Origin of the sequence: Humibacillus sp. DSM 29435, assembly GCF_001758225.1 — a bacterium.
Classification (GTDB): domain Bacteria; phylum Actinomycetota; class Actinomycetes; order Actinomycetales; family Dermatophilaceae; genus DSM-29435.
In genome coordinates this window covers 144,291-166,731 of sequence record NZ_MAST01000002.1, presented here as the reverse complement: position 1 = coordinate 166,731, position 22,441 = coordinate 144,291, and the positions used below count along the sequence as shown (strand labels likewise).

The window sequence follows — 22,441 nt, the reverse complement described above, 5'->3', positions numbered from 1 at the left end:
TCGGTGGCGGCATCCGGCCGCGGGGATCGGACCGTGGCGGGGTTGCTGGGGTCGGTGGCGGCATCCGGCCGCGGGGATCGGACCGTGGCGGGGTTGCTCGGGTCGGCCGACCGGAACGCAGGGCTCAGCCGTCGGAGCCGTCGGGCGCCGGGTTCATCCGCATGAGCGAGAAGGTCTCCCCCTGCGGGCCGGCGACGAGGGACACCCGGCCGTTGGGGGTGTCGAGGGGCGGTTGCAGAACGCTGCCGCCGAGCTCGGTCACCAGATCGGCAGCGCGGTCGCAGTCGTCGACGGCGAAGTACGGCATCCAGTGCGACGGAAGCTCTGCGGGCGCTTCGACGGGGATCGCCCCCACGCCACTGACCGGTCGGTCGGGGGCACTCTCGAGCGTGGCGATGGAGTAGCGGAACCCATCTCCACCGACCTCCTGGAGCCGGTAGCCGAAGACGTCACGGTAGAAGCTGAGCGAGAGCGGGTAGTCGCGGCTCAGGGACTCGGCCCAGCAGAGCGCTCCCGCCTCGTTCACCAGGTCGGCGCCGGTGTGGGTCTTCGCCTCCCAGATGCCGTAGACGGCGCCCGCCGCGTCGGCGCCGATGGCCATCCGCGCGAGCTCGAGCACCTTGAGCGGCTCGGTGAAGAACACCCCACCCGAGCTCTGGGCCAGCGCGACCGTGGCATCGGCGTCGGTCGTGGCCAGGTAACAGGTCCAGCTCGAGGCCATCTCCTCTCGCCCTGGGCCTTTGGGGCCCAGGCCGGCGACGACATGACCGTCTCGGTAGGCCAGCACGTAACCGCCGGCCTCGGGGGGAAGCTCGTCGAAGTCCCAGTCGAAGAGGGCGGCGTAGAACGCCCGCGCGCCGTCGACCTCATCGACGATCACATCCGCCCAGCAGGGCGTTCCGGGCTCGAAGGCCGCTTCGTGAACCGGCATGGTGGCTCCTCGGGCTCGGTGGGTGAGCAGATGGTGGGTAAGAAGTCGGTGGTGAGGGTCTGTGGGTGGAGTCGGCGGGTGGAGTCGGTCGGTGCTCAGGCCATTCTCAGTCTTCGGGCACCAGCACCGAGAAGATCTCACCTTCGAGGCCGCTCAGCACGGCGCTGAGCCCGAAGGGCCCCTCGAACGGACCCTGCAGCAGGGTTGCGCCGTGGTCAAGGGCAGCCGCCACGCTCGGCACTACGTTCTGCGTGGCGAACGACACGACCCAGTGCGAGCTGATCTCCGTCGGCCACTCCTCGCCGATCTCGGCCAGACCGTACGCCGGGTTGCCGTCGCTGGTTCTCGCCACCGACCAACGCGGCTCACCCTCGTGACTCTGGTCGTCGAACGTGTGGCCGAGAACCGCCGACTGGAACGCCCTGACGTCGTCGTAGGAACGGGTGAGCAGCTCGTTCCAGGCGAGTGCCCCCGGACTGTCGAGCAGTCCGCTGCCCCCGAGCGAGCCCGGCTGCCAGAGGCCGAAGAAGGTGCCACCCGGATCTCGGGCCACCATGGTTCGAGCGAGCCCGCCCAACGAGACAGGTCGGCCCAGAGTCTGCCCGCCGAAGGCGGTCACCGTGGGCAACAGGGCCTCGATGTCGTCGACGCGCAGATAGGTCGTCCACTGGCTCGGCGCCGCAGCGTGGTCGGGGCGATGGCTGATGCCGGCCACGGGGTGACCATCGTGCAGAGCGAGCTGATAGCCGCCGGTCTGGTCGTCGCCCGCGCGCCATTGCCAGCCGAACACCGCGGAGTAGAAGGCCTGGGCACGAGGCACGTCACCGACCAGCAGGTCGACCCAGCAGGGAGCGCCCACGGGGTACTCGGGGCCGGACAGATCGATCACTGACATCAGGTCAGTGTGACGCGGAGCCGGCTGCGGGCCTCGACCGGGTGCCGTGGCCCGACCCGGATCGGCTGGCCTTGCGGCTCTTCGCGCCGGGTACGGATCGTGCGTCGTCGGCTGGCGTGGGGGCCTGGAGGGCCCGGCGCAGATGGTCGAGGATGCCGTGGCAGGCGGCCTCGACCGCCTCGAAGCAGCGCGAGAAGTGCTCGTCACCGCCGTACCACGGGTCGCTCGTCTCGAGGGTGCCGGCGGCCACAGCGCTCGGGTCGAACTCGCGAACCAGGCGGATCTTGGCCAGGTTCTCTGCAGACCCGGCCAACCGCTGCAGGGTGCGCACGTGCCCTTGGTCCGAGGCGAGCACCAGGTCGAGACCGTCGAACTCGGTCGGGTCGAACTCGCGCGCCCGATGGCGCGTGCCGTCGTACCCGTGCTGGGCCAGCACCTCGACCGTGCGCGGGTCGGCCTGCTCACCGACGTGCCAGTCGCCGGTGCCGCTCGAGCTGACGACCACCGCGTCGCTCAGTCCCGCCGACTCGACCATGTGGGCGAGGACGACGTGGCCCATGGGAGAGCGACAGATGTTCCCGCTGCACACGAAGGTCACGTGGAGGGGGCGCGACGGCATGGCCCCATTGAACACCGTGGGTCAAGCCGGGTGGGCGTTCGGTGACCCCCTCGGACTGCCCGCAGTCGTCGCGTTCGAAACTGGCCACTCGACCGGGAACGCGGTCGAGTGGCCAGTTTCGTACACGGCGGCCGGGTGTTCGGGTCGAGACCACTGTCGGTGCGTGCTGAGACGGTGTGGCCATGACGACGAACGAGGCGGCTGAGCGACACGAGGGCCCCGAGGCGCTCTGTGCCCGGTTCGCGGCCTACGCGGCGGCCGGTGACCTCGACGGCATCGTCAGCCTCTATGCCGCTGACGCCGTCGTCACGCTGCCGCGCGGGCGCGAGGCGGCCGGGCCCAGGGCGATCAAGGCGGCCTTCTGCGGCGCGCTCGCGGCCGGCGAGCCGATCACCGGCTCCTCGGTCGCGTCATCGCGGATCGTGGTCGCCGGCGACCTGGCGATGACCTCGGCCACCGGCCCTGACGGTCAGGTGCGCACCCAGGTCGCCCGGCGGTGCGCTGACGGTCAGTGGGTGTGGATTCGCGACAGCGGGCACCTGCGTGACATCGAGTCGGCCCTACCGGCCCAGGACGGCGAGCAGCAGGTGGCGTAGTTTTCGCTGGTGAGCTCGTCGGCCCCACCGTCTCGTCCCCCGCGCCGGTCACACTTCGTCGACCTGACACCGCTGCGGACGAGCCCGGCGTTCGCGCGGCTCTGGTTCGGCAACAGCCTGGCCGGCGTCGGCACCTTCGTCACCATCACCGCCGTCGGCCTTCAGATCTACGACCTCACGAGCTCCACCTTCGCGGTCTCGCTCGTCGCCTGGTTCTCCCTGCTGCCGATGATCGCGGCGGGCCTCTACGGTGGGGCGATCGCCGACCGGTTCGACCGGCGCACCGTGGCGATCATCGCCTCGGTGATCGCGTGGCTGGCCACGGTGTCGCTGGCCTCCATCGCGTGGGCCGACGTGCGAGTCGTGTGGCCGTTCTACGTCATCACCACGGTTCAGGCCGTCGCGGCCACGATCGCCTCCGCCACGCGACAGGCGATCACGCCCCGGCTGCTGCCCCTGTCGATGATGCCCAAGGCGGCCGCGCTGTTGGGAATCTCGTCAGGCTTCATGGTGACGGTCGGTCCGGGGCTGGCCGGGGTGCTCGTCGCCCGGGTGGGTTACGCCTGGACCTACAGCGTCGATGTGCTGCTCTTCCTCGCCGGCTTCTTCGGGCTCTACACCCTGCCGAAGATCCGCCCGCTGGAGCGTGAGGGCGACGACCCTGCGGGCGGTCGGAGCGGGGGAGTCCGTTCGGTGCTCGACGGCCTGACGCACCTGCGGAGGGCTCCGAACGTGCGGATGAGCTTCGTCGTCGACATCATCGCCATGACCTTCGGCCAGCCCATGGTGCTGTTTCCGGCGGTGGGGGCGGTCGTGCTCGGTGGGGGGTCGATCACCGTCGGCATCCTGCTCGCCTCCTTCGCGGTGGGCAGCATCCTGTCGAGCATCGCGTCCGGACGGCTCACCGACCTGCGCTGGCAGGGCCGGGCCATCCGCAACGCGATCGTGTCGTACGGGCTCGCGATCCTCGTGCTCGGCGTGGTGCTCGCTGTCGTGATGCTGAGTGGTCAGGCGGTGACCTCGGCCGACTTCGCCGACGTCAACCGGCCGGCGCTCGCGATCGCCTCGTTCGCTCTCGCTGTGGCCGGGGCGTCCGACAACGTCAGTTCGATCTTCCGTCAGTCGATCCTGCAGTCGGCGGTGCCCGACCACCTGCGCGGGCGCACCCAGGGGGTCTTCACCGTCGTGGTCACCGGGGGCCCCCGTCTGGGTCAGATGTTCGCCGGCACGCTCGCCACACTGACGGCCACGTGGGTGCCGCCGGTCGTGGGCGGCATCCTCGTGGTGCTGCTCGTCGTGATCTCGGTGGCGCGGGTCACGAGCTTTCGCGACTACGACGCGCTCGACCCGCAGCCGTGAGACGGCCTACTCCTGTGAGGGCTCAGGCGTCGGGGTAGCCCGTCGGGTTGGCGCTCTGCCAGCGCCACTGGTCGACGCACATGTCGTCCATCGAGCGGGTGGCCGCCCAGCCGAGCTCGGCGTTGGCCCGGTGCGGGTCGGCGAACGACTGGGCGATGTCGCCCGCCCGGCGACCGACCACCTCGTACGGCAGCTCGCGGCCGACCGCTCGTTCGAAGGCGTGCAGCACCTCGAGCACGCTGGTGCCGTGGCCGGTGCCGAGGTTCCAGGTCGACACGGCCTCGTCGGTCTGGGTGAGCTTTCTTAGCGCCGCGAGGTGCCCGGCGGCGAGGTCTTCAACGTGGATGTAGTCGCGCAGCGGGGTGCCGTCGGCCGTCGGGTAGTCGTCGCCGAACACCATCAGCTTCTCGCGGCGACCGACCGCGACCTGGGCGATGAACGGCATGAGGTTGTTCGGGATGCCCTGAGGGTCTTCGCCGATCGTGCCGCTCGCGTGGGCCCCGACCGGGTTGAAGTAGCGCAGGATGGCGATGCGCAAGGAGGGGTCGGCCACGGCGACGTCGCGCAGGATCTGCTCGATCATCACCTTCGTCCACCCGTACGGGTTCGTCGCAGAGGTCGACATGTCTTCGACGAGCGGCGAGGGGTTGTGGCCGTAGACGGTGGCCGACGAGCTGAACACGAGCTTGTCGACGCCGTGGCGACGCATCGCCCGCACCAGCGAGAAGGTCGAGCCGAGGTTGTTCTCGTAGTACTCCAGCGGCTTCTCGACGCTCTCCCCGACGGCCTTGAAGCCGGCGAAGTGGATCACCGCGTCGATCTGCTCGCTGCTGAAGAGCTGTTCCGTCTTGTCGGCGTCGCCCAGGTCGAAGGCGTGCACGGGCAGGTGGGTCCCCGTCAGAGCCTCGAGACGGTTCACCACCGAGGGCTTGCTGTTGCCGAAGTGGTCGACGATGAGCACGTCGTGCCCAGCCGCGACCAGCTGAACCACGGTGTGCGATCCGATGAACCCTGCTCCACCACTGACGAGTACGCGCATGGCCGCCAGCCTAGCCAACCCGGCCTGCCGCGCCCGACGAAAGGCGTCTCGCCCCCGGCGGGTCACGGCGGCGAAGGTGACGGGGGTCATGCCGCGGTCGGGAGGTGCGCGCGCGTCGGTTAGGCTGTCCTTAATCACGGAAGATTCCGTGATTAATAAGACAGTCTGAAAGGGCACATCATGGAGCTGGTCAAGTACGGAGAAGGGGCACTGCGTCAGCCTCCGGTGCCGAACGCACCCACCGTCGAGGTCGTGTTCGGCGGTCAGGAAGGTGGCTCCGACGTGGGGCTGGTTCGGGTGCGTATCCCGGCCGGCGCGGGGATGTCGGCCCACCGGCACAGCGGTTCCGACGTCATCCTCACGCCCATCGCGGGCTCGGTGCGCATCAGCAAGGGCGAGCAGAGCATCGAGGTTCAGGTCGGGGACTCGGCGCTCGTCAACAAGGACGAGGAGGTGGCTCTGACGAACCCGGGCAGCGTAGCCGCCGAGGTCATCGTGGCGGCCGGTCCGGCCAACTTCGTGGCGAGCATCCGTCGTTGGCCCGAGCCGGCTGCGAGTTGAGCGCGCGGCTGCCCGCCTACCCCGGCGCCGAGCTCCTATGACCAGGCAAGCGCTGTTGGTCTCGGTGCTGGTGCTCGCCACCAGCGTGTGGGTCGGGGGCTACGTCGCGATCGTGGTCGTGGCGCGTACCGCGACCGCGACGTTGGAGCCGGCCGCCCGGGTGAGGTTCTTCCGATCCCTCGGACGTCGGTACCTCTGGGTGGGCGGTCCCGCGCTGCTGGTCGCACTGGCCACCGGGGCAGTGCTGCTGCGGAGCCATGAGTGGGACCTCCTGCTCATTGCCACCGCCGCCGCGGCCGTTGCGCTGCTGCTGCTGCTCGCGTTGGCGGTCGGTCAGGCACGCCGGATGACCCGGTTGCGCCGTCGCTCGGTCGACGACCCCGCGAACACTCGCCTGACCCGTCAGGTCACGGGTGCTGCCCGCGGTGCTGCGGCCCTCCGGGGAGTCCTGGGCCTGTTCACTGTGGCCCTGGTCGTGCTCGGCGCCTGCCTGGCCACGGGCTGACCGCGCGAGACCGACCCCGATGGGCGAGCCGTCGGCCTCCGAGAAAGCCGCCCGGCGACCGGTACCGGCTCAGCTCGACGTGGTAGCCAGGGCGGCGAGCAGCAGCGCCACCGGTGCAGCCACGAGCAGGCCGGACGCGGTGTAGATCAGCCCGGACGCGACCACGTTCGGCAGGCCGAACACCCGCCCACCCTCCAGCAGCTCGATCCGCTGTCTCGCGTCGGACGCTGACGCGGGCCCAGACCCAGACATGCCGAGCGCGCCCTCGGGACGGGGACCACCGACCATCGCGACGATGGCCCGAGCCGTGGCGACGACGCCGACCGAGCGCACCGCGGCCCGGTCGGCCAGCACCTCGATCAGCAGCGTGACCGAGTGCAGGGCCTGGTCGGAACGCATGAACCGGGGCACCGCCTCGTGCATCACGGTGAAGAACTCCAGCACCAGGTCGTGGCGGGCGGTCAGGTGCGCGCGCTCGTGGGCGAGCACCGCCCCCAGCTCGTCGGCAGCGAGCGAGTCGAGGGTGCCGCGCGTCACCACGACCCGACGGGCCAGACCCGGCACGCAGTAGGCCGTCGGGGTCGCGTGCTCGAGCACCCGCATCCGGTCGTCCTCGCGGGGGTCGTTCACTCCGTCGACGGCGAGCAGGTCGACGAGGTCGCGGTGACGACGCCGGGCAGCGCGCAGTCGGCGGCCCACGCGGTCACCCGAGAAGAGCAGCCGGGCGGCGACCACGGCGGTCACGAGCAGAGCGACCGGGGCCGGCCACAGACCCACGTTGCCAAGGGTCAGGCTCGTGCCTGCCTCGGCCGTCGATCCCACGGCCGACCCCACCCGCGACCCCACCCCCGATCCCGGTCTCGCCTCGACGATGGTCAGTACCGCAGCCGGTGCGGCCAGCAGGGCCGCGAGCACAGCAGCAACGGCCGAGGCCTGCCAGAGCACCAACGACGCCCGGGGCGCTCGGCGCAGCCTGGTCAGGCGAGCCAGCCCGCGTGGGACCGGCCAGGCGAGCACGATGGCCAGCAGGGCGAGCGCGGCTACGGGCAGGTTCAGTGCACTACGCCGGTCGGCCGGATCGGCCGCCACTGACGTCGGCGGGCTGCTGTCGTGCTTCGAGATCGGCCAGCGCCGAACGCAGCTCGTCGACCTCTTCCGGTGAGCTGCTCCCCAGGAAGTGCAGCAGGGCCCCACGCCGTTCGTCGCCGGCGAGCTCGCCGAGCGTGTGGTGCATCGTCTCGGAGGTCAGTGCCTCACGTGACGACGCGGCGGTGTAGCGCCAGGCCCGGCCGTCGCGCTGGCGTGAGACCAGGCCCTTCTTGGTCATTCGGTCGAGAACGGTCATCAGGGTCGTGTAGGCCAGGCCGCGGTCGACGCCCACTGCGTCGTGCACCTCACGCACGGTGACGCCCGAGCTGGTGTGCGGGGCCGCCCAGAGGTGCTCGATGACCGCGCGCTCCAGGTCGCCGAGGATGTTGCGTGCCTTCTGCATGATTCAAAGACTCTACTCGGCCGCGGCGGTTCGAGTCGGGTCGGCGATGTCGAGCACCCGGTCGAACAGGTCGAGGCCCTCGTCGCGGTGCGTTACCATGACGATGGTGCGTGAGGGTTCGAGGGTGCCTTCGGCCAGCAGGTCCGCCACGACGGCACGGGCGGTGGGCGGGTCGAGATGGGCCACCGGCTCATCGAGCAGCACCACGGGTCGTCGGCTCAGCAGGGCGCGCGCGATCCCGAGCCGGGCCCGTTCGCCCCCGGAGACACCCCGACCGCCGGTGCCGAGAACGGTGTCAAGACCGTGCGGGAGTGACTCGACGAAGGGAGCCAGCCCGACCCGCCTCAGGCCGGCGAGGAGGTCGGCGTCGGTGGCCTCTGGTGCGGCCAGGGTCAGGTTGTTGCGCAACGTGGTGGCGAAGACGTGCGGCTCGTCGTCGACGACGGCGATGCGGTCGCGGACTTCGGTCAGGGCCAGCCCGCTCACGTCGACGCCGTTCCAGGTGAAGGCCCCGCCGGTGGGGTCGAGGTTGCGCGCCAGCACGGCGAGCAGCGTCGACTTGCCGGCGCCGTTGGGGCCCGTGACTGCGACGCGGCTCCCGCACGGTAGGTCCAGGTCGACCGGCCCGAGGTGCGGGCCCTGGCTGTTCCACGAGGCGGTGACGCCGTGCAGTGCGATGTCGGGTGCGGTCGAGAGGTCGCCGACGAGCGCGGCCAAGCCGTTCGAGCCGCCCCAACGGGTCAGGTCGGATGCCGCTGTGCCTGGCACCGCTGTGCCTGGCACCGCTGTGCCTGGCACCGCTGGGCCGGATCCCTCGCTGCCCGCTGCGGTCGGGCGCGGTGCCACGTTCTCCGGGCCCGTCCGGCATCCGGCATCCGTCACCGCGGGGGGAGGCACGGCCCGAACGGCGGGTTCGAGCCCCAGCAGGGCTCGCGTGCGGCCAGCGGCGGCGCGGGCCCGGGCGCGGGCCCGCATCGCGTCGACGAGGGGGGCGATCGCCTCCGACGCCGCGACGGGCGTCAGGGTCAGCAGCGCCTTGACGGGGCCTGAGGCGTCGAGGTCGCGCATCAGGACGGCCACGGTGACCACGGCGCCGCCGACAGCGATGAGAAAGCCGGCGGCGGCGCTGGCTCGACCCAGACTGACCCGCCGCGTGGCCTGTGCCAACCCGGTGTGGGCGTCGTCGAGCCAGCGGAGGGCGGTCGGCCAGGCGCCGACGGCCTGCAGCTGGTCGGCCTGGCTGGTCGCCAGAGCGGCTACGCGGGCCACCTCGTCGCGGGCCCCCAGCAGCTGGTCGAGCGACCTCGTCTCGAGCCGCGCGGCGACGACGCAGATGGCCGCGACGACGACCATCAGGGCGGCGAGCACGGCACCCACCGTGGGCTCGAGCGCCGTCGTCAGAGCGACGACCAGCGACCCGGCCAGCAGAGCCCCGATGACCGGGACCGTGACGCGCACCGTCGCCTCGACCTCGTCGGTGAGGTCGTCGACCACACCCGTCAGCACCTCTGAGCGCCGCCGTGTACCGAGGCGTGCGGGCGTCAGCGGGATGAGGGCCTGGTAGGCCGAGGTGCGGCGTCGGGCCAGCAGGCCGAGGGCCGCGTCGTGGCTCACGAGCCGCTCCCAGTACCGAAAGACCGGGCGGGCGATGCCGAAGGCGCGCACCATGACGATGGCGGTGAGCAGGGTGAGGATGACCGGTCGCTCGGCCGCCCGCACGATGAGCCACCCCGACGTCGCGGTGAGTGCGATGCCGGCGGCCGCGGCCACAGCGCCGAGCACACCGCCGCGAACCACGCTCACGGTCGACGGGTCTGAACGGGCGGTCATGGTCATGTTCGCACCGCCTCGGCAGGGTCGGATGCCTCGACGCTCCTGGTGTCGGGCCCGGTCAGGTGCAGGTGCTGCTGGGCGTGGGCCAGCAGCTCGCGGCGGTGGGTCACTGCGATGACGGTGCGGCGATCGGCGAGGCGGGCGACCAGCTCGGCGAGCGCGACGGCGGACTCGGGGTCGAGGTGGGCGGTCGGCTCGTCGAGCAGCATCACCGCTTCGGGGGCGAGCCAGGCCCGGGCCAGCGCCAGCCGCTGTCGCTGACCGGCCGACAGGCCGAACCCGTCGTCACCCACGCTCGCAGAGAGCCCACCGGCCAGCGCCGCGACCACTCCCTCGACCCCGACCTGGCGCAGGGCCTCCCACAGCGTGGCGTCGTCGGCGGCGTGCCCGATGGTCAGCGCCTCCCGGATGCTGCCCGCGGCGAGGAAGGGCCGCTGGGTGACGTAGTGCGACGCCGGGGACTCGACCGTGCCGGAACGCGGGCGGCGCAGGCCGGCCACGAGATCGAGCACGGTCGACTTGCCGACCCCCGATGGCCCGGTGACCACGGTCAGGCCCGGGCCGGCGACGAGGTCGAGTCGGGTGACGACGTCAGGGGCGTCGGCGCCGTACCGGTAGCTGACCCCCCTCAGCCGAACCGTCGGCCCCGTCGGCCCCGTCGCAGCCGCACCTCTCCCCGCGAACGAGTCGTTCGAGGTCGAACGCGTCGGTACACCACCGTGTTCGACCTCGAACGACTCGTTCGCGGGGGAAGGGGAAGGGGAAGGGGGAGAGGAGGGGGTGAGGTGGGTGAGGATGTCGTCGAGAGCGGCGGCCCCGTCGGCGGCGGCGTGGAACTCGGCACCGACACGGCGGATGGGCCAGAAGGCCTCGGGCGCCAGCAGGATCGCCACCAGGGCGGGCCCGAGGTCGAGCGAACCGGTCGACAGACGCAAGCCGACAGTCACGGCCACGATCGCGACCGAGATCGTCGCGAGCAGCTCGAGCGCCGCTGAGCTGAGGAAGGCCAGCCGCAGCGTTCTCATGGTGGCTCGGCGATGCCGCTCACTCACCTCGCGCACCGTCGCCACCTGTCGTTCGGCGCGCCCGTAGCTGACGAGCGTCGGCAGCCCCTGCACGACGTCGAGGAAGTGCCCGCCGAGCGAGGCGAGCGCCGCCCAGCGTTTCGACGTCTCGTCGGCGGTCGCGCGGCCGATGAGCGCGGCGAACAGGGGGAGCAGTGGCACCGTGAGCATGACGACGACGGCGCTCGGCCAGTCGACGACCACGAGCGTCGCGACCGCCAGAACCGGTACGACGGATGCCGTGACGAGCGTCGGCAGGAAGCGGGCGGCATACGGCTCCACCGTCGTGGCCCCGGTGGTGGCGAGCGACACGGCTGCGGCGGGCTCGGGCCGGGAGTCGGCGTCGAGGGTCGACCAACGCCGCAGCAGGGCCGACCGCAGGGCGTTCGAGACGGCGACGCCGGCCCACGCGGCCACCCGTTCGGTGAGGCCCGCCAGCAGGGCTCGAACGGCGAAGAGGCCGACGAGCCATCCGACGGGCGTTCCCAGCGGGTCGCCCGCGACGACGGCCACCACGAGGGCGGTCAGGGCGAAGGCGGTGCCGATCGTCGCGGCCCCCGACATCACGCCGACGACCCCGAGCGCGGCGACCGGCCGTCGCGCCGCGGGCACGGCACGCAACAAGCGCGGGTCGAACGGCCGCACGTCAGCTCCGGAGGGCGGTGTCGGGTTCGGCGGCGTGCTCGAGGCTCACGTCGGCCGGAATGTGCTTCGTGGACAGGCGCTTACGAAAGATCCAGTAGGTCCACGCCTGGTAGAGGATCACGATCGGGGTGAAGACGAGGGCGACGACCGTCATGACCTTGAGGGTGTAGTCGGTGCTCGACGCGTTGGTGACGGTGAGGTTGAAGGCTGCGTCGGTCGTCGACGGCATGACGTTCGGGAAGAGCATCAGGAAGTAGCTTGCGACCGCCATCGCGATCGTGATGGCGGTCCCGAGAAAGGCCCACCCTTCGCGCTCGCGGGCGTTCGCGGCCAGACCCGCCAGGAGCGCAACGACAGCCACCGCCGTGGTCGCCCACGAGACCGTCTTGCCGTGGTCGAGGCCGAGCAGTGTCAGCAGCACCACGGCGAGCACGGCCGCCACGACGCCCACGCGCCCCGCAACGGCGCGGGCCTCGCGACGAATCGGCCCGTCCGTCTTGAGCGCGACGAAGATCGCGCCGTGCGTGAGGAACAGGGCGACGAAGACGAGGCCACCGAGCAGGCCGACCGGGTTCAGCAGGGTGAACAGGTTGCCGGTGTACTCCATGTTCGCGTCGATCGGCACTCCGCGCACCACGTTCGTCAGAGCGACACCCCACAACAGTGGGGGCACGAGCGAGCCCCAGAAGATAGCGAGGTCCCACCGCGCCTTCCACTCCGGCTCGGGCCGCTTGTGGCGGTACTCGAAACCGAGGTTGCGCAGGATGAGCGCCACGAGGATGAGCAGCAGTGGCAGGTAGAAGCCGCTGAACATCGTGGCGTACCAGTTCGGGAAGGCCGCGAAAGTGGCACCGCCCGCGGTGAGCACCCATACCTCGTTGCCATCCCAGACGGGGCCGATCGTGTTGAGCAGCAACCGGCGTCGCTTGTCGGCGTCGGCGGCATCCTGGGCGTGGCGTTTGCCGCCGAGCAGGGGGAACAGCATGCCGACCCCGAAGTCGAAGCCTTCGAGCACGAAGTAGCCGGTCCAGAGCACGCCGATGACGATGAACCAGAAGGTGGTGAGTTCCATTGCCGCTCTCGTCTTTCTCGTCAGTAGGCGAAGGCGAGGGGGGCGTCCTCGTCCACATCGCTGGGTTCGGTGGGGGGGTCGAAGGGTTCTGCGCCCTTGCGCACGTAGGCGAGGAACAGCTTGATCTCGACCACCGCGAGCGCGCCGTAGAGCAACGTGAAGACGGTCATCGAGGTGACCACCTCACCGACCGACACCGACGGAGATACCCCGGATGCCGTTGTCATCAGGCCGAACACGGCCCAGGGCTGGCGGCCCACCTCGGTGAAGATCCAGCCGAACGAGTTGCCGAACACCGGCAGCAGAGGCGCTGCGACCGCGGCGTAGAGCACCCACTTCGACGTGGGCGCGCGACCACGTCGGGTGGTCCACAGCACGAGAGCCGCGATGCCGGCCGCGGCGATGCCCGTGCCGATCATGAGACGGAAGGTCCAGTACGTGGTCGGGATGTTGGGCACATAGTCGGTGGCGGCGTCGACGAGCGTCGGGTCACCGGTGGCGCCGTACTTCGCCGCATACTGCGCCTTGAGGTCGTTGATGCCCATCACCTCGCCGTCCCACGTGCCGGTGCCGAGAAAGCTGAGCAAGCCGGGGATCTCGATGAGAGCGTTCGCGTGCTGGCCGTCGAGGGAGCCCACGGTGAGCACCGAGAACGGTGCTCCCGCACCTTGCGGCGAGGTCTCGTAGAGGGCCTCGGCGGCGGCCATCTTCATCGGCTGCACCTCGGTCATGATCTTGCCCTGGAGGTCACCGCTCACCGCAACACCGACGCCGGCGACGAGGGTCAGCACGGCGCCGATGCGGGCAGCCTTGCGGTACAGCGGAACATCGGCGCGCGCGGCCGTGGCCTGACGGGCCTGAGCCGTCATGGTCATCTCGGCCGTGGCGCTGCTACCCGTGCCACCCCTGGTGGCGCCGGCGGTGGAGTCGAGGTCGTCGACGCCGCGAAGCAGCGCACTGGCACGCAACGACTCACGACGCATCAGGTGCAGAGCGACGCCCATCAGCACCCCGCCGCCGACCAGGTAGGCCGAGAACGCGACGTGCGGAAAGGTCACGAGCTGCACCTTGTTCGTCAGCACGGCGAAGAAGTCGGTCAGCTCGGCGCGGCCGCTGTCGGGGTTGAAGCGGAACCCGACCGGGTGCTGCATGAACGAGTTCGCAGACAGGATGAAGTAGGCCGAGAGCAGCGTGCCGACGTGCACGATCCACATCGTCGACGCGTGCAGCTTTTCGGGGATGCGACCCCAGCCGAAAATCCACAGGCCGAGGAAGACCGACTCGAGGAAGAAGGCCAGCAGGGCCTCGATGGCCAGCGGTGCCCCGAAGATGTCGCCGACGAAGCGGGAGTACGCCGACCAGTTCATCCCGAACTGGAACTCCTGCACGATGCCGGTGACGAGCCCGAGCGCAAAGTTGATGGTGAAGAGCTTGCCGAAGAACTTGGCCAGGCGCATCCAGTCGGGGTTGTGCGTGCGTACCCACTGCGTGTGGAACACGGCGACCACGAACGACAGGCCGATCGTGATCGGCACGAACAGGAAGTGGTAGAGCGTGACGATGGCAAACTGCCATCTTGCGAGATCGGTGGCGTCCACGGGCTCTCCCCGGCAGGCTCGGAAAACTACATGACCCCGCAATACTACGATGCGTCGTAGAAGGCCTCAGACCAGATCGAACGGTCTTGCCCGTGATGCCGCTCACCGCTATTGTCGCAAGGAGTTAAGTCATTGAGGCCAGCGGAGGAGGTGCAACATCGACTCGCGGGTCGTGTTGTGGTTTCTCGGGCCGGTGGGGTTGATCCTCGCCATCACGGCGCTCGCTCGATGGTGGGCAGCGCCGACTCTTGACCGTCGGGCCGCCCGTTTACGGCGCACGGCGGTCCTGGCCACCGTGGTCAGCTATCTCGTTGCCGACCGGGTACTGACGGGCTCCATCGACGGCGATCAGCTTCACCCCGCTGTTCCCGCCTTTGCCGCGGCCGTCGGAGTAGGTGTCTGCGGTCTGGCGGAAGGGTGGGCTCCGACGCCGGCGGGCGAGCAACGCGCGGCATCCCTGACCATTCGTCAAGGCACCGAGGCGGGTCGGCTCATGCTGCCGTACGTCGTCGGTCTTGCCGTGAGCGTCGGTGCCCTCGGTCTCGGGTATGCCACCTCAGGGGCCGACGGAGTGTCGGGTTCGAGACACTGGGCCCAGACCACGGTCACCACTGCTCCGTATCCCGGCCGGGCCTTCACCTGGCCTACGTTGGCCGCACTCGCGTTGCTGGCGGCCGCGACGTGGTGGGCCCTGCGACGCGTCGAGGCACGGCCGGCCCACATCGACGACCCCCGGCTGGACCGCGCCCTGCGCCTCGGCTCGCGCATCCGGGTGCTGCGGTGGTCTGGGGCCGGTTTGCTGGTCACCGCAGGCGGGCTGTGCCTCACGATCGGACCGAAGTTGAACGAGCTGACCCAGCACCTGCGTCAGTCCGCGTACCTTGCGGGCGGCTCGCCGACGCCCGACGCCCCGTGGGACTGGACGCAGAACGTCGGTTTCGCGATGACGGTGCTGGGCCTTGGGGCTCTCGTGACTGCCCTCTGCGTCGTGATCTCCTTCCCACCAGCGGTGCCGCGGTCTCAACCGTTGGCCATGCCTGCCCGCTCATGACGGCTGATTCGTGGGCGCGTCGACCCATTGCGGTGACAGCGACCGTCAGAAGAGACCTGTGATGCATGACGTGCGGATCGTGGTTGACCTCCAGGCGGCCGAGCCGCCGTTCGAGCAGGTGAGGGCTCAGATCGCCGGGCTGATCGGGTCGGGCAGCCTGCTGCCGGGAGACCGCCTCCCCACGGTGCGGGCGATGGCCGCCGACCTCGGCCTCGCCGTCAACACCGTGGCCCGCGCGTACAAGGAGCTCGAGGCAGCCGGTCTCGTGCAGACCCGGCGCCGGGCCGGCACCACCGTCGCTTCCGGCCACCACCAGGCCGACGTGGCCGTCTCCAGCTTCGCCACGAAGTTCGCCGTGCTCGCCCGCGAGGCCGGGATGGACGATGCCGCGGCCATCGACCTCGTTCGCAACGCCCTGCGCTCCACGGCCCGCGAGGCCTGAGGTTCTGGAACGCCCCTGGAAGTCAGTTCGGGGCGGCGCGGATCGGACCGTGGCGGGGTTGCTGGGCTCGGGGTAGTTCGGGGGCCGCGCGGATCGGACCGTGGCGGGGTTGCTGGGCTCGGGTTAGTTCGGGGGCCGCGCGGATCGGACCGGGGCGGGATGTCGTTGGGCTAGCCTCGCCAGCATGGCCTTGACGCGCGGCTGGCAGACCGACCTGGCCGTGCTGCGGCACCTCGGGTCGCTCGTCGACCACCGGTTCGACCACATCATCGTCAGCAGCCCCGAGAACACGACCTTCCACTGGGGCAACTTCGTGCTCGTCACCGATGCGGATGCCGCCGACGACGCTGCCCGCTGGGTGCAGGTGTTCCGCACCGAGTTCCCCAACGCCGAGCATGTCTCGATCGGTCTGCCCCGATTGCCCGCCGAGGGCAGCTGGAACGGCACCGGGCTCGTGATCGACACCGACGAGGTGCTGTTCACCGAGACCCGGCCTGAGCAGCGGCTGCTGGCCGACGGATACTCGGCGCCCGTTCGAGACCGCCGCCGACTGGGAGGCTCTGGTCGAGCTCGACGTCGCCGACAACGCCCGCACCGGCGCGCAGGAGCCCGTCGGCTACGAGAGGTTCTTGCGCGACCAGAACCGGGGCCGTCGACGAATGGTGGAGGGCGGCGTCGCCCGCTGGTTCGGCGCGTTCGACGCGCAAGGCACGCTCGCGGCATCCCTCGGCATCGTGCGGTGTGACGAGCTGGCCCGCTTCCAGGCCGTGGGAACCGACGCGGAGCACCGGCGGCGCGGTCTGGCCGGCCACCTGCTCGGGCTCGCGGCTCGATGGGCAGGCGACCAGGGCGCCACCGCCTGGGTCATCGTCACCGAGTCGACCAACCCCGCCGGGCAGCTCTACCGCAGTGTGGGCTTCGTGCCGGATGTCGTTCAGGTCACCGTCAGCCACCGGTGACCGCGCCACCCCCGCAACACACCGAGTAATCCTGAACTCACCGAGAAGCTTCCCGGTGAGTTCGGGACTGCTCGGTGTGTTGCGGGGGGAGGGGCGGCGGTGGGTCAGGGCTTGGGGCGCTCGTCGACGATGCGGCGAGCCTTGCCGATGGAGCGCTCGATCGACCCCGGGTTGCGCACCTCCACCCGGCACGAGCTGCCGATGTGGGTCTTGATCGCCCGTTCGAGGTCGCGGGCGATGGCGCTCGACTCGGCGGCATCCAGGCGCTCGTGCGGCTCGACGAGCACCGTCAGCTGGGTCATCCGGCCCGGCTGGGTGAGCACGCACTGGAAGTAGGGCGACAGGCGCGGCTCGGCCAGCACGAACTCCTCGATCTGGGTCGGGAACACGTTGACGCCGCGCACGATCATCATGTCGTCGGTGCGACCGGTGATCTTCTCCATCCGCCGCATCGACGGCACGGCGGTGCCCGGCAGCAACCGGGTCAGGTCGCGGGTGCGGTAACGGATCACCGGCATCGCCTCCTTGGTCAGCGACGTGAGCACCAGCTCGCCCACCTCACCGTCGGGCAGCACCTCCTCCGTGACCGGGTCGATGACCTCGGGGTAGAAGTGGTCTTCCCAGAGGTGCAGGCCGTCCTTCGTCGTGGCGGCCTCCTGCGCGACGCCCGGCCCCATCACCTCCGAGAGGCCGTAGATGTCGACGGCGTCCATGCCGGTGCGGCGCTCGATCTCCTGTCGCATCGCCTCGGTCCAGGGCTCGGCCCCGAAGATACCGACCTGCAGGCTGGTCGCGGCCGGGTCGATGCCGGCCGCCTCCATCTGGTCGAGCAGGCTGAGGAAGTAGCTCGGCGTCACCATGATCACGCGCGGCTCGAAGTCGGTGACCAGCTGCACCTGCCGCTCGGTCATGCCGCCGCTCACCGGCACCGCGGTCGCCCCGAGCCGTTCGACCCCGTAGTGCGCGCCGAGGCCGCCGGTGAACAGGCCGTAGCCGTAGGCGACGTGCACGATGTCGCCCGGGCGGCCACCGGCGAGACGGATCGAACGCGCCATCAGGTTGGCCCACGTGTCGATGTCGGATGCCGTGTAGCCGACCACCGTCGGTCGCCCGGTCGTGCCCGAGCTGGCGTGCACCCGCACCACCTGCTCGCGCGGCACGGCGAACATGCCGAACGGGTAGTTGGCCCGCAGGTCGGCCTTGGTGGTGAACGGCATCCGCCGGATGTCGTCGAGTGACTCGACCTGGTCAGGGTGGAAGCCGACGGCGTCGAAGGCGGCCCGGTAGTGCGGGACCTTCTCGTAGACCAGACGCGCGGTGGCTCGCAGCCGCTCGAGCTGTAGCTCACGAAGGTCACCCACCTCGATGGTGGGGATCTCGTGGTCGGGCAGTTCAGAAGCAGGCGCGTGAGACTCCGTCGTCATGCCGACCATTCTGCCCGCCACGCCTGCTCAGGTGGCCACTCGACCGGTTCCCGCCCGCCCACCGGTCTGAAGTGGGCGGGCGGAACGGGTGGCGAGATCAGGAGGACGCCGGGGCAGCCGGGTCGACCGCCTCGGTTTCCGACTGCTGCTCCTGCTGTTCGTCCGAGCGCATCCGACGCAGGAACGACTGGGTGCGCTCGTGCTGGGGGTTGCCGATGACGTCTTTGGGCTTGCCCTGCTCGACCACGACCCCGCCGTCCATGAACACGACGTGGTCGGCCACCTCGCGGGCGAAGCTCATCTCGTGGGTCACCACGATCATCGTCATGCCGGCCTTGGCCAGGTCGCGCATGACCCGCAGCACCTCGCCGACCAGCTCGGGGTCGAGGGCGGAGGTGGGCTCGTCGAAGAGCATCAGCTTGGGGTCCATCGCCAGCGCTCGCGCGATGGCGACCCGCTGCTGCTGACCGCCGGAGAGCTGGCCCGGGTAGGACGTCGGCTTGTCGCCCAGCCCCACCTGCTCGAGCAGCTCGACCGCTCGGGCGCGGGCCTGCTTCTTCTTCATGCCCTTGACCTGCACCGGCGCCTCGGCGACGTTCTCGAGCGCGGTCATGTGCGGGAAGAGGTTGAACCGCTGGAACACCATCCCGATCTCGCGACGCTGGGTCGCCACCTCCTTGTCGGTGAGGTGGTGCAGCTGGCCCTGCTCGTCGCGGAAGCCCATCAGGTCGCCGTCGACCCAGATGCGGCCGCCGTCGATCGACTCGAGCTGGTTGATGCAGCGCAGAAAGGTCGTCTTGCCCGACCCCGACGGCCCGAGCAGGCAGACGACCTCGCCGCGGTGCACGTCGAGGTCGATGCCCTTGAGCACCTCGACGCCGTGGAAGCTCTTCAGCACGTTGACCGCCCGCACGAGAGGCACGTTCGCCCCGTTGCGCGAGTGACCGCTCGAAACGGTGGATGCCGCTGGGTTCGTCTCGCTCATCAGGCTCCTCCCGCCGCGGCCGGGCGCATGAATCGTCGGTTGGGTGCGCCGGTGCCGAAACCACGACCGAAGCGCCGCTCGAGGAAGTACTGCCCGACCATCAGCACGGAGCCGACGATGAGGTACCAGGCCGACACCGCGACGAAGGCCGGCATGATGAGCAGCGTGCGGTTGCCGATGGCGCTCGTCTGGTAGAAGAGCTCGGTGATGACCGGGATCGCCGACAGCAGCGAGGTGTCCTTGACCATCGCGATCGTCTCGTTGCCCGTGGGCGGCACGATCACGCGCATGGCCTGCGGCAGCACGATGCGGCGCATCGCCTTGCCGCGGCTCATGCCGAGCGCGGCGGCCGCCTCGTTCTGGCCCGTGTCGACCGACAGGATGCCGGCCCGGGCGATCTCGGCCATGTACGCGGCCTCCGACAGCCCGAGCCCGATGATGCCGGCCAACAGCGTGCTCGAGAACTGGTTGACGTTGAGGGTGAAGAAGGTGAAGTCGCTCGAGAGTCCGAGAAACGAGGCGAACTGCTGCCCGAAGGGAAAACCGAAGTCGATCTTGTTGTAGAGGTAGCCGACCCCGCTGCCGATCATCGCGAGCAGCACGAGACGGGGGATGCCGCGGAAGAACCAGGTGTAGACGAACGACACGAAGCGCAGCACCGGGTTCTCGGAGAGGCGCAGCACAGCGATGAGCACCCCGCCGAAGACGCCGATGACCATGGCGCCCACCGTGCCGACGATCGTGCCCTTCCAGAGGCCCTCGAGAACGGGGGTCTGGTTCATGATCGTCAACGCGTCGCCGAAGCCCCAGCGCTCGTTGGTCATGAACGAGCTGATCATCATGGCGATGAGCACCAAGATGACCAGCAGGGCGACCCAGCGCCCGGGGTGGCGCACCGGCCGGGCGTCGATGACTCCCGGCCGGTCAGCGGTGGCGACCGGCGCTGCGGTCGGTGTCTGGCTCATCGTCGGGATCAGGGGTTGACGGCGAAGTCGTCGATCCCGCCGGCCTCCACGGACCATTTCTTCAGGGCGGCCTCGTAGCTGCCGTCGGCCTTGGCCGCCTTGAGTGCGTCGGCCAGCAGATCGGCGAGGGCGGTGTCCTTCTTGGGCACGACGTAGCCATAGGGCGCCGAGTCGTAGATGTCCCCGAGGGCCTCGAGCTTGCCCGTCTTCTTCACGGCGTAGAGGCCCACCGGCGAGTCGGCGAGCATCGCCACGGTCTTGCCGCTGACGAGGTCGGCGGTGACCTGGTCCTGCCCCTTCTGCACGATCGGGTTGATGGCCGCCTTGCCGGCGTCGGTGCACTTCTTGCTGCGAGCCTTGAGGTCGTCGACCTGCACCGTGTCCTTCTGCACGCCGATGCTCTTGCCGCAGACGTCGTCGATGGAGACCTTGTCGGGGTTGCCCTTGGCCACGACCCACTGGGTGCCGGCGCTGTAGTAGCTGACCATGTTGACCTCCTTCTTGCGCTCGTCGTTGATGGTGAAGCTCGAGACGCCGACGTCGTACTTGCCCCCGTTGACCCCGAGGATGATGGTGCCGAAGTCGGCCGGCTGGTAGGTGGTCTTCAGCCCGAGCTTGGCGGCCACGGCGTTGAACACGTCGACGTCGAAGCCCTCGACAGTCTTGCCGTCGGAGCCCAGGATCTCGCTGGGGGCGTACGTCGGGTCGGTGCCGACGTTGATGACCCCCTTGGCCTTGAGGGCGGCCGGCACCTTGGCGGCCAAGGCTGCGTCGACACCGCTGCCCGCGGCTGCCGTGCCGCCGGCCGCCGGCGTGTTTCCGGCCCCGGGGGAGGTCGAGAGGGAGTCGGAGCCGCACGCCGAGAGCGTGAGACCGAGGGCGACCGCGCTGGTGACAGCGATGAGGGACATGCGACGCATGGGGGGTGGTCCTTCCGAGCTTCGTTCGTTTCAGGCAGGGCCGGCACCATGACGGTCCGGCTGGTTTGTGATCCTGCCACCCTTTGCTCGCCGCACACCCGGTTGGCGCCAAACCGTTAGGCATCCGTGCACCTGCCTGTGTCACCACACGGCGAGAAGCCGGCCCCACGGCATCCCGCTGGGCCGGCCCCCGTACGTGCTGTGCTCGCTCGGCTACAGGATCCAGAAGCGCTGTACCGTGCCCGGGCCGTTGACCTGACCGGTCTCCAGGTCGACGTCTCCAAGGGTGCCGGCGTAGAGCCAACCCCCGCGCACCTCGAGCGAGATGGCGTTCGCGACCTTCGCGAAGGTCTTCTTGGCACCGTTCCACTTCACCTTGGTCACCTTGCCCGCGAAGAGCTCGGCGACGTAGACGCCGTCAGGGCCGATCGCGACGTTGGTGGCCCCGAGGAAGCCGGTCGCGAGCCGTGCGGCCTTGCCGGTGTGGGCGTTGACCGTGTAGACCGAGCCACGGGCGCCGAGGCTCGGGTCCTCGGGACCACCCGGCAGGGTCGAGACGACGAGGTTGCCCCGGTAGTCGACCTCGACATCGGTCGGTACCGGCTCGAACGCGTAGGTGACACCCACCACACAGTCGGGGGCGCCCAGGGCCGCGGCCATCGCCTTGGTCAGCTTGACCGGCTGACGCGGCAGCACCGCGAGGGTCGAGACCCTCCCCCTGGCGTCGACCCTCAGCAGGTCGTTGCCGGCGGCGTCGGCGACGATCCAGCTGTCACCCCACGCAGCGACGGCGTACGGGTGGGAGTCAATGAGGCCCCGGTAGCGGGCGGGCCCGCCGGAGATCTGCCCCAACACAGCGTCGGCGCAGGCGTTGCTGCCGGCGATGGCTCCGTAGGTGGTGTGACCGTCGGGGTTGTGGGTGCGCTCGTACTTGGCCAGGTCGGCCACGACGTCCTTCTTGCCCTGCGTACGGATGGTCAGAGAGCTCTCCACCCGCTCACCCGGACCCATCGGCATGGTCGTGCTGGTCCAGGCGATGCTTTTGCCGTTCTTGCTGACGTCTACCCCGGCGACGTCACTGCCGGTGCCCTGGGCGATGAGGCTCAGCTTGCCGTTCTTCTTCAGCAGGCTGAGGTTGTTCTTGAAGCCGTCGGCGATGTAGACGCCCTTGTTGTTCACCGCGAGCTGGAACGGTGCCAGCACCTCCGTGGTGAGGGTGTGGCCACGCCAGTGCGGGCCGGTGTGGCTCTGCGAGGCCGACGCGTTCGGCGCCGACACGAGCCCGAGAGTGGTGAGCGCGGGCGCTGTGACCGCGGCCATGAGCATGCGAGACTTCCCCATCTTGTGTGTTCCTCACACCCAGAGAGGAGGCACAGAGCCCCACTGAGGCCCCCTTGCCTCTCATCGCCAAATGACGACGATCAAATCAGGGTAGGGAGCCACACCGGCTCTCGCACTCCATTTTGCGCGGACAGGCTTCTGTCGT

The 22,441-nt window shown here is 70.0% G+C and carries 23 protein-coding genes; 8 read left to right on the top strand and 15 right to left on the bottom strand.

Features of this window, described 5'->3' with window-relative positions:
* Positions 1-124: 124 nt before the first annotated feature.
* From BA895_RS03010 to BA895_RS03000, 3 genes are all read right to left on the bottom strand, one after another.
* Positions 125-931: a VOC family protein gene (locus BA895_RS03010; RefSeq protein WP_070190405.1), complete on the bottom strand. Its 807-nt coding sequence runs from the start codon at positions 929-931 to the stop codon at positions 125-127.
* A gap of 106 nt (positions 932-1,037) precedes the next feature.
* Entirely contained in the window at positions 1,038-1,826 is a 789-nt protein-coding gene (locus tag BA895_RS03005) for a VOC family protein (protein ID WP_070190404.1), read from the bottom strand.
* 4 nt (positions 1,827-1,830) lie between these two features.
* Positions 1,831-2,445 (bottom strand): low molecular weight protein-tyrosine-phosphatase, encoded by a 615-nt coding sequence (locus tag BA895_RS03000; RefSeq protein WP_083282916.1) that lies wholly within the window; start codon positions 2,443-2,445, stop codon positions 1,831-1,833.
* Between the two features lie 182 nt (positions 2,446-2,627).
* Here BA895_RS03000 and BA895_RS02995 point away from each other — a divergent pair, with 182 nt between their 5' ends.
* Both BA895_RS02995 and BA895_RS02990 read left to right on the top strand, forming a co-directional pair.
* On the top strand, positions 2,628-3,041 hold the full coding sequence (locus BA895_RS02995) for a nuclear transport factor 2 family protein (protein ID WP_070190403.1): 414 nt from the start codon (positions 2,628-2,630) through the stop codon (positions 3,039-3,041).
* 9 nt (positions 3,042-3,050) lie between these two features.
* Complete coding sequence (locus BA895_RS02990) at positions 3,051-4,400, top strand: MFS transporter (protein ID WP_083282915.1); 1,350 nt, start codon at positions 3,051-3,053, stop codon at positions 4,398-4,400.
* Positions 4,401-4,422: 22 nt separating this feature from the next.
* Here the strand turns inward: BA895_RS02990 and galE are convergent, their stop codons facing one another.
* Positions 4,423-5,439 (bottom strand): UDP-glucose 4-epimerase GalE, encoded by a 1,017-nt coding sequence (gene galE / locus BA895_RS02985; RefSeq protein ID WP_070190427.1) that lies wholly within the window; start codon positions 5,437-5,439, stop codon positions 4,423-4,425.
* A gap of 180 nt (positions 5,440-5,619) precedes the next feature.
* Here galE and BA895_RS02980 point away from each other — a divergent pair, with 180 nt between their 5' ends.
* Together BA895_RS02980 and BA895_RS02975 are read left to right on the top strand one after the other, a co-directional pair.
* Positions 5,620-6,000, top strand: a complete 381-nt coding sequence (locus tag BA895_RS02980; protein WP_070190402.1) for a cupin domain-containing protein — start codon at positions 5,620-5,622, stop codon at positions 5,998-6,000.
* A gap of 37 nt (positions 6,001-6,037) precedes the next feature.
* Positions 6,038-6,505 (top strand): hypothetical protein, encoded by a 468-nt coding sequence (locus tag BA895_RS02975; protein WP_070190401.1) that lies wholly within the window; start codon positions 6,038-6,040, stop codon positions 6,503-6,505.
* A 69-nt stretch (positions 6,506-6,574) separates the two neighbouring features.
* On the opposite strand, the gene BA895_RS24775 is transcribed toward BA895_RS02975, so the two are convergent.
* From BA895_RS24775 to BA895_RS02945, 6 genes are read right to left on the bottom strand one after another with little or no spacing between them, the layout of a single operon-like run.
* Positions 6,575-7,594 (bottom strand): M56 family metallopeptidase, encoded by a 1,020-nt coding sequence (locus BA895_RS24775; protein WP_305778067.1) that lies wholly within the window; start codon positions 7,592-7,594, stop codon positions 6,575-6,577.
* On the bottom strand, positions 7,566-7,997 hold the full coding sequence (locus BA895_RS02965; protein WP_070190400.1) for a BlaI/MecI/CopY family transcriptional regulator: 432 nt from the start codon (positions 7,995-7,997) through the stop codon (positions 7,566-7,568). Before BA895_RS02965 ends, BA895_RS24775 begins: the two co-directional genes overlap by 29 nt.
* Before the next feature lie 12 nt (positions 7,998-8,009).
* Complete coding sequence (locus BA895_RS02960; protein ID WP_070190399.1) at positions 8,010-9,833, bottom strand: amino acid ABC transporter ATP-binding/permease protein; 1,824 nt, start codon at positions 9,831-9,833, stop codon at positions 8,010-8,012.
* A complete protein-coding gene (cydD, locus tag BA895_RS02955) occupies positions 9,830-11,539 on the bottom strand; it encodes a thiol reductant ABC exporter subunit CydD (RefSeq protein ID WP_070190398.1) in 1,710 nt (569 codons plus the stop codon). Before cydD ends, BA895_RS02960 begins: the two co-directional genes overlap by 4 nt.
* A gap of 1 nt (position 11,540) precedes the next feature.
* A complete protein-coding gene (gene cydB / locus BA895_RS02950) occupies positions 11,541-12,611 on the bottom strand; it encodes a cytochrome d ubiquinol oxidase subunit II (RefSeq protein WP_070190397.1) in 1,071 nt (356 codons plus the stop codon).
* A gap of 20 nt (positions 12,612-12,631) precedes the next feature.
* Complete coding sequence (locus BA895_RS02945) at positions 12,632-14,209, bottom strand: cytochrome ubiquinol oxidase subunit I (RefSeq protein WP_070190396.1); 1,578 nt, start codon at positions 14,207-14,209, stop codon at positions 12,632-12,634.
* A 172-nt stretch (positions 14,210-14,381) separates the two neighbouring features.
* Here BA895_RS02945 and BA895_RS02940 point away from each other — a divergent pair, with 172 nt between their 5' ends.
* The 4 genes from BA895_RS02940 to BA895_RS22955 all read left to right on the top strand — a co-directional run bounded on the left by BA895_RS02940 (position 14,382) and on the right by BA895_RS22955 (position 16,661).
* Positions 14,382-15,260 carry a hypothetical protein gene (locus BA895_RS02940; RefSeq protein ID WP_070190395.1) on the top strand — a complete coding sequence of 293 codons (879 nt, stop codon included), beginning with the start codon at positions 14,382-14,384 and terminating at the stop codon, positions 15,258-15,260.
* 61 nt (positions 15,261-15,321) lie between these two features.
* Complete coding sequence (locus BA895_RS02935) at positions 15,322-15,702, top strand: GntR family transcriptional regulator (RefSeq protein WP_070190394.1); 381 nt, start codon at positions 15,322-15,324, stop codon at positions 15,700-15,702.
* Between the two features lie 184 nt (positions 15,703-15,886).
* Positions 15,887-16,447, top strand: coding sequence for a hypothetical protein (locus BA895_RS23830; protein ID WP_070190393.1), 561 nt, complete (start codon positions 15,887-15,889; stop codon positions 16,445-16,447).
* Complete coding sequence (locus tag BA895_RS22955) at positions 16,362-16,661, top strand: GNAT family N-acetyltransferase (RefSeq protein WP_254666291.1); 300 nt, start codon at positions 16,362-16,364, stop codon at positions 16,659-16,661. Before BA895_RS23830 ends, BA895_RS22955 begins: the two co-directional genes overlap by 86 nt.
* A gap of 104 nt (positions 16,662-16,765) precedes the next feature.
* Here BA895_RS22955 and paaK read toward each other — a convergent pair whose 3' ends face one another.
* The 5 genes from paaK to BA895_RS02900 form a co-directional block, all read right to left on the bottom strand.
* Complete coding sequence (paaK, locus tag BA895_RS02920; protein WP_070190425.1) at positions 16,766-18,085, bottom strand: phenylacetate--CoA ligase PaaK; 1,320 nt, start codon at positions 18,083-18,085, stop codon at positions 16,766-16,768.
* A 97-nt stretch (positions 18,086-18,182) separates the two neighbouring features.
* Positions 18,183-19,070, bottom strand: a complete 888-nt coding sequence (locus BA895_RS02915; protein ID WP_070190391.1) for an amino acid ABC transporter ATP-binding protein — start codon at positions 19,068-19,070, stop codon at positions 18,183-18,185.
* Positions 19,070-20,035, bottom strand: a complete 966-nt coding sequence (locus BA895_RS02910; protein ID WP_070190390.1) for an amino acid ABC transporter permease — start codon at positions 20,033-20,035, stop codon at positions 19,070-19,072. The genes BA895_RS02915 and BA895_RS02910 overlap by 1 nt, the downstream gene beginning before the upstream one ends.
* 8 nt (positions 20,036-20,043) lie before the next feature.
* The gene (locus tag BA895_RS02905; RefSeq protein ID WP_070190389.1) at positions 20,044-20,955 is read right to left on the bottom strand and encodes an ABC transporter substrate-binding protein; all 912 of its coding nucleotides are present in this window, start codon (positions 20,953-20,955) and stop codon (positions 20,044-20,046) included.
* A gap of 213 nt (positions 20,956-21,168) precedes the next feature.
* Positions 21,169-22,296 carry a ScyD/ScyE family protein gene (locus BA895_RS02900; RefSeq protein ID WP_139142490.1) on the bottom strand — a complete coding sequence of 376 codons (1,128 nt, stop codon included), beginning with the start codon at positions 22,294-22,296 and terminating at the stop codon, positions 21,169-21,171.
* Between the last annotated feature and the right edge of the window lie 145 nt (positions 22,297-22,441).